The sequence below is a fragment of the Allobaculum sp. genome (genome assembly GCF_047010065.1).
Taxonomy (GTDB): Bacteria; Bacillota_I; Bacilli_A; order Erysipelotrichales; family Erysipelotrichaceae; genus Allobaculum; species Allobaculum fili.
Map to the genome: position 1 here is coordinate 1 of NZ_JBKXLD010000110.1, position 7,207 is coordinate 7,207.

6 protein-coding genes are annotated in these 7,207 nt (G+C 50.5%); 2 read left to right on the top strand and 4 right to left on the bottom strand.

Annotation, left to right across the window (positions count from 1 at the left end; genetic code table 11):
* Positions 1-58 precede the first annotated feature (58 nt).
* Positions 59-526: a hypothetical protein gene (locus tag ACLUYS_RS08710; protein ID WP_412659621.1), complete on the top strand. Its 468-nt coding sequence runs from the start codon at positions 59-61 to the stop codon at positions 524-526.
* A gap of 321 nt (positions 527-847) precedes the next feature.
* Positions 848-1,039 carry a hypothetical protein gene (locus tag ACLUYS_RS08715; RefSeq protein ID WP_230267615.1) on the top strand — a complete coding sequence of 64 codons (192 nt, stop codon included), beginning with the start codon at positions 848-850 and terminating at the stop codon, positions 1,037-1,039.
* A gap of 776 nt (positions 1,040-1,815) precedes the next feature.
* On the opposite strand, the gene ACLUYS_RS08720 is transcribed toward ACLUYS_RS08715, so the two are convergent.
* From ACLUYS_RS08720 to ACLUYS_RS08735, 4 genes are all read right to left on the bottom strand, one after another.
* Positions 1,816-2,742, bottom strand: a complete 927-nt coding sequence (locus ACLUYS_RS08720; protein ID WP_288876299.1) for a DUF6977 family protein — start codon at positions 2,740-2,742, stop codon at positions 1,816-1,818.
* A gap of 199 nt (positions 2,743-2,941) precedes the next feature.
* A complete protein-coding gene (locus tag ACLUYS_RS08725) occupies positions 2,942-4,648 on the bottom strand; it encodes a hypothetical protein (RefSeq protein WP_412659622.1) in 1,707 nt (568 codons plus the stop codon).
* An 84-nt stretch (positions 4,649-4,732) separates the two neighbouring features.
* Positions 4,733-6,049 carry a serine hydrolase gene (locus tag ACLUYS_RS08730; protein ID WP_230267618.1) on the bottom strand — a complete coding sequence of 439 codons (1,317 nt, stop codon included), beginning with the start codon at positions 6,047-6,049 and terminating at the stop codon, positions 4,733-4,735.
* 344 nt (positions 6,050-6,393) lie between these two features.
* The coding region (locus ACLUYS_RS08735) for a peptidoglycan bridge formation glycyltransferase FemA/FemB family protein (RefSeq protein ID WP_412659623.1) at positions 6,394-7,207 on the bottom strand (814 nt) is incomplete at its 5' end.

Sequence of the window (7,207 nt, forward strand, 5' to 3'; positions counted from 1 at the left end):
GAAATTTCAAAAACGAGCGATTTGTATAGTTAAGCTCATTGGGAAAGTTCTAATTATTATGAAAAAGATTTTAACGACTCTTCTGTCTCTCACAATGATGCTGGTCCTTGCTGCATGCTCCGGCGGAAACAACGGCGGAAGTGTAGCGAAAACGACAGCGGTTTCCGGCGACAAGGTAACGGCAGAACTTCCTTCCGGCTGGAGCCTGGTGACCGGCACCGACATGAACGGGAATGACATGGCGGACTTCATCTGCCATGCCGAGGAATTTGAATATGGCGATCCCTATCTGCAGGTAGAAGAGTATACGAAGGATCTGGACAGTGCGAAGGAGCTTCTGGAATCCGGCGATCCCTATGGAACCTACGATGGAGAAAAAGAGCTGACGAACGGCACCTGGTATGTGGCCGAAAATGCAGCCAGCGCACAGATTGGCGAAAAAGTGTTTATTGTAAAAGGCTACGAGTGTGATTTTGGAAGTGATGAAGTACAGAGTATTCTCGGCACTCTCCAGTGGATGAAATAAATCAAATTGCATTATACTTGCCGTTCACAGGCACATGAAAACATCTATGAACAGGGCTCTGCTTTAATGCGGCAGCCCTGTTTTTATTCAGATCCGTCTGGGTATATTCCTTTCGGTCGTACTGCAAAGCAGCTGTGCTGTGCCGATATGGAGAAATGACACATGAACCTTTTACAGGAATAGAAATGCGCATGCTGCGGCGGAGCCATCGAGTTTGACAGCACTGCGCAAAAGATGACTTGTCTGTATTGTCGCCCCGAGTCTGTCCTGGAGACTCTGCAAGGCTATTGAGAGGCTCTGAAAATCGAGCAGCCCGACGATATGCAGTGGGAAACAACGGCGGTCGGTGAGCGGCAGCAGGGAGAATCGGAGAATTTGCGCAGTTCTATGTGCAAGTCCTGCGGCTGGACGATCGTGGGCGAAAAGACCGCCGCCGTGACGGCCTGCCCTTTCTACGGCCAACTTATGGTGATTATGGGTCGTCAGTTAGCAGGTGTGCTGCACCCGGACTAAGTCATTCCTTTTCAGCTGGATAAAAAGACGGTTAATGCTGCGCTTATGAAGCGTTATGACAGCAAACAGCGTTTTTAAGGATCAGAACCATATTGACGAAGTCAAGGGCATGTATATCTCGTTCTGGCTGCTTGATGCAGATGCGGAGGCCTATGTGCGCTGTAAACGTTAATTTCCCCAAACAGGTACTCACAGCAAAGCAGTTTCTGGAATAGGAACTAAACGAATGAGAACAAACATCTCCTTTTATGGAGAATTTTTCCGAAGAACCGAGGAACGCATATTTTTGATTTAGCCAAGCTGGGACTGACCAGTCAGGAGCAGCTGAACATCGCCATCTCGCCTGTCAACTCAGATGGATTAAAAAGTCTGCACGGTCATACACCGTACGATTATTTCTGCTTTCTGGAAAAATCTTCTGAAATTCTGGAAAAGCCAGGAATCAAAAAAACAGATCCGGCTTCTGTCTACTTGAAGCCAGATCTGTTAACTCGCTAAACAATAACGAGAGTTAAGAAGGAAAACGAACCCACCTGAATTCACATATTTGGCAGCTGCATTTAGTCCTTCAACTCAAAAATCTTAGCGTGGAAGCAAGGAAAAGGCGAAACGCAGCCCTGGGAAAAGCAAAATCCCCTCAGTTTCCTGGATTAGATAAAGGAAATTGAGAGGGAAAACAGATTTTTGAAAAAGTAAACGAAACGCCCGTTTTTATCCGTTCAATAGCTGCGTTCACTATTTCAATTCACCATCTTTTGAAACACGGCGTATGAAATTCAGCCGATTTTTTTGCAGTTGAGTTCGACAAAATCCCGGGTCAGCGCTTTGGGGCCAGAGACGCGAAAACGAATTACATAGCTGTCCGGCGTACGGCGGATGACTTCCCCGGCACCGATGGTCGGATGACGAATCCATGTACCGACCGCAAAGGACGTTCGGCGCTGATTGGAACGAAGATCGTTTAGAGTCTGCGCGTCTTCCTTGCGTCCAGACTGTTCCTTAATTTCGGTAATATCATTGGCCATCATGATCTTTTTGAAGCCTTCAAAATCTTTCGCTTCGTCCAGCAGGTTGAGCTGGAACAGGGAATGGTAAATCGCGCACGCGCGTGCCTGACAGTTGATCTGCCTGTCGGGGTTGAATTCGATATCGCAGTAGGCGTCGCAGTCTCGTACGGCTGCGGCTTCTTTCGGATTTTCAAGAAGGGTGATCAGATATAGCCAGTTATAAAACAGAAAAACGGGCTCTGTCGGATATTTCTTCTTTTCCAGTTCAAAGAACACCAGCTCGCCGGAATCGCGCAGGCGCGGATCGCGCTTGGCTTCCACGGGGGTTACGCCAAGCAAATCCACATAGGGACCGCCATGGCGAAATGCCTTGGACGCCTGATACACATTTTCCACCGGAAACGCCTTGCGCAAAGAAGGCAGGCGCAGGGTCATGTTAAACGGGGAGAGACGCCGCCCCATTTCTTCGGTCGATTTTGTGCTCACTTCCAGAATCGTTTTGCCAGGATGCTTTTTCTTCCATGTTTCCTGGAGCAGAGCGGAATTTTTCTGCTTCTGTGCGGGAGAAGTCCCGCTGTGCCAGTCAAATTCAACGTCTTCCTGCTGATAGAAAGGGCGTGTCAGTTTTGGAGTATATACAGGTCTAGTTGTCATGGCTTCAGTATAGTTCCCGACAGCGCAAAAGGTTTTGCGCATGAATCAGACAATGCCTCCATGGATGTCTTCATGGATAAGTACCAGAAACCCGGATCGACCAGAAAAGGAAACCGCTCAGAGCAGCAATCGAACCGCTGGATCGGGCGGACAGAAAAAACGATAGATTCAAAAAGCCATGCAAAGGAACGGCTTCGGCTTCCTGCTGCATGGCTTTTCGGTTTAATCGGTTAAAGGGAGTTTACTGATCGTGTTCGCCGGTTTTGTGCTGCAGACGGCGGCAGAAGCGCTCAACTGGACGCGTATACCGGGGAAAGTATCGATCGTTTTCAATGAGATGGCCCAGAGCCTCTTCAATGAGCGGGGCATGGTCGCTCAGGGAATCGAGCGCGTCAAGATGATCGAGCAGCCGCTTTAAAACGTCTTTTCCGGCATGGTCGAGATCGGATTCGTCCAGCGCGCCAAGAAGGTTGAGTTCGGCGGTACAAAGGGAGCTGAGAGCCAATAGATCGTCTCTGTCCTGCTTCCACGCGTTTTCAAAGCCCTGCTCGGCTTTTTCGTATTCGGTTTTCGCGTCTTCTTTCTGTCCGTCTTTTAAGGCGATGGTTCCCAGTTCGTTCTGGATCGAGGCCATCGTAAAGCCGAAAAAGGCGGGATCCTTGAAGGCGCATTTTTCAAATTCATCTAAAGCGCAAAGATACAGTTCCTTTTGCGTCACGTTCGCAAACGGACTGCGATCACGCCATGCTTCGACAGTTTTTGGATCGAAGGAATACGCCGCATAATAGGCGACCCGTCCGAGGTATTCCCGGGAAGAGACCGGAGAATGCAGAAGGAACTCCTTCTGATCGATCCACGCCTGCAAAAACGCAGGGAACGGATTTTCAGGACGGCTTTCCGCCTGATACAGAGCGGACAGGCCTTCGATGTAGTGAATGCGGCTTTTCCAGTAGAGCCGGGCCGGCCATTCGACGCGTTCGGAAATTTCGATGGCTTGGTCGAGGAGCGCGTCAACGAGCGTATCGCGAAGGGAAACGGCTGTATGGCTAGAAGCATGGTCAGAGGTGCGTTCCGTTTTGCGGTCTTTTTTATTGAGCAGCGGATGATGAGCGAGCTGCTGAATGCTGTCGTCCATTTCTTCCTGCTGGATCAGACAGTTGGCAAAGGAAAGCAGAATTACCAGATGGCAGGCCGAAAGATCGACAATGTGCTCATCCTTGAGGCGATCGAGCTGATCCATGGCGTCCAGGTAAATGCGGTTGGCGTTTTCAAAATCTTCGGCGCCTTCATAGACGTCCGCCAGATTGTTCAGAATCAGAGCCTTGCGCAAAGGGCGCCAGTTTTCTGGAGTGCTGTCGGTACACTCCAGCGCTTTCTGGTAGGCGGCAATGGCTTCTGGATAGGAATACAGAACCGAAAGCAGATCGGCCTGCTGCGTCCACGCCTCGCAAAGCGCATTTTGCAGGGAGGATATGTATTTTGCCCCGGCAATAAAGCTCTGTATTGTCTGAAGCGCGTCGCTCGTTTTGCCCTGCTCATACAGCAGCCATGCGCTGGCCAGATCGTAAAAGGCCAGCAGCGGGCGCAGGGCGGCTGGATTGGTCTTGCCCTGAACGCGTTCCAGATCAGCTTTGGCCTGCTCCCGAAACTGGCTGGCTTTTTTGAGATGTCCGGTCTGCGTATACAGACGACAGAGACGCAGACAGACATGCGCTTCAAACAGAGGCGTCGGTGCACATTCTAGAGCTGCCATAAAAGCGTCTTCAGCTTTTTTATACTGCTGAAGGCCGGCCAGACACTGTCCATACGTCAGCTGCAGCCAGGGCGAGAAAGAAAGACGAAGGCACGTTTTGACCTCGCTTCTGGCTCTGTCGTAATGGAGAGCTTTCATGTTTTTCGCAATTTCAGCCGCGCAAACTGGGGGCTTGCTGGTAAGATCGGGTTTCATCAAGAGAAAGCATAAGCAATCCGGAACGCTTCGACAAACAAAAAGAACGCCCGATCGGGGAGCGTTCTTTCGCAAAATTCGATTTTAGTCTTCTTCGGCAGCCTCTTCGGCCATGCTCTGCTCTTCAGAAGTCAGATCCGGGAGAGTCTGTCCTTCTGGACCCGGACGGTAGTAGATGACATCGACCGGTGCGGACATCTGGCTGTTGAGCATATTGATGTAGGCGGCATCCTGATTGGCGTAGTAGCCGGAATTGTACTTGTTGACGAAGTAGTTGTTGACGAGAACGCCAAGATCCGCAATCGCGTTCAGACCTTCCTTCTTGCCGATAGACGAGAAGATGGAAATGGAGAACGGAGCCGGTCCGTTGGAAATGGCCAGCGTGTTTCGAACGGCGTTGATGTTTCCAATTTTCTGGATGTAATGACCGCTCAGATCGCGGTTGAGGAACGTATTGAGCGACGCGTTTTGCAGCCAGTACTTCAGATCGTTGAACGTACCTGGCGTTTTGTACAGCTTGTACAGAAGATGCATCGTGTAGTCGGCATTCAGTACGTTGTAACGTTCGTTGTAAAACTCCGGTGCCTGCGGAGACGGGGAATACTTGGAAACGAGTTCCTTGAATTTCTCATAGCCGCCAAGGTTTTCGTAAAGCATGTGGCCGGCAATGTTGTCGGAATACAGCAGTGCGGCTTCGAGAAGTTCGTCGATCTGAATTTTATCGCCGACTTTGAACTTGCGGTGAATCGGCTGGTTCAGGTTTTCCTTATCTTCTTCTTCCCGCATTTCTTCGGAGTATTCGAGCGAGTCGTTCGGATTGATCCGTCCGGCTTCGATTTCTTCGTAGTAATACATGCAAAGGGGAAGCTTGTATGTGGAGGCGGCGGTGAAATTGGTTTTTGCATTGTCCGATTCAATGTAGGCATCCGTCGTCAGATCCATGACCGACCAGGAAAATTTGGACTGGTCAATGTTATGCGAATTCAGATAGTCGAGAATCTGCGCTTTCAGATCCGCGAGTTCGGCACCGCTGGTCGAACGTTCAATTTCCGATTTCACTGCATTCAGTTTTTCAAGCTCCTTAGCCGTAATTCCGTTAACGCCAGCCTGTGAAGCCTGACTGGACGAGCTGGCCTTGGAAGAAGCGGAAGACGAAGCGGAAGACAGGGAGGCGCCTGCGTTCTCCGCTGGTTTTGGCGAGAACAACCCGGCGACAGCGCGCATGCCGGCATAGCCGCCGTAGCCCACGAGGCCAACGGCGATGCATACGGCTACAAGGACGATGGCAAGCCGGGGCGGATCGTAGCGGCGCTTTCGCTTCTTTCTTTTAGGAACGACATTCGAGCCCGGCCTGGAGGCGGATCGTGTCGATTTTTTTCTTACAGGTTTATCGGATCGCATATACCTGATCTTATAAAAAGACGGACGTAAGTTCAATAAGCACCCATGGATTGCGTTGCTTTTCTCATCGTGTTTTCGCTGTTCTCAAAAGGAGAGAGGATCATTTCTTTCCTGTCGCGGACTGTAATCGTTTACCTCTTTATCTTGCCGCCTTACGGCAATTTTTAAGACGTTCCATAAAACGCCGGGGCCAACGGCGGCAACGCAACAGGAGCAGGAACCGAAAACGGATAAGAACAGAAAAAAACGGATAAGAACAGAAAAGAGAAGAAAAGGGAAAACGCAGGCGGAAAAACGCAAAAAAGCGGACAGATTTCTCTGCCCGCCGTATGGATCGAATAACTTTATTTTTCGAGCATACCGCTGCGAATTTTGTTTCGGAATGTTTTTCCAAGCAGGGGATGGAGTACCATCGTAAACTCACCGCAGTACTCCCCGGCGGTCGCGCCAAGATTTTTCTTGAAGTAGAAGACGCCGTAGCCTTCTTCATCCGGTTTGAAAAAGCCGGAAATGCCCCAGAAGTTGTAGCGGCGCAGGTTGTGTTCCAGAGCCAGGCGGATCATCGCTTTCTGGGTTACATACGGCCCCATGAAACGGGCGAGATCCGGGCGGCTGCCGCCGTAGAGATAAACCATTTCCGAAGGCGTTTCAAAGAAGATGCCGCCGGCCAGCGGAATCCGATCGGCCGGCTCGGCTTTTCTGAGTTCTACAAGAGCTTCCATCTCCTTTTCGTTATGGGCTTTCTGCTCCTGAATTTCCAGCAGCTGATTGCGCTTCTTTTTCGAATTGGGCATTGCCTCGCAGACGGCCTGCGCTTCTTTTTCCTTTTCGGAAAATTCCTTTTCCTTTTCCTCTAAATACGTACGGTAAGCCGGAACGTTTAAAGCGGAAATGCAGACATAGCCGTGCGGCCCAAACGATTCGAGCAGTTCCTGCCGGCCGGCCGTCGAACCGGAATTGAAGTTATGCTTCTGGGCGCTCTGTTCGAGAAGCGTGTCAAATTCGGAAAGATCGGAATTTTCATCCCCGCGGGTAATGGTGTATTCGAGGTAGGGAAGGTCCGCTTTCTGAAAGGAACGGCGGGTGTTGCCGGCCATTTCCTTCATCAGCTCAGGCCAGGTATACATTTCATGCGGCCGGTCGAGTGCGATTGGAAAG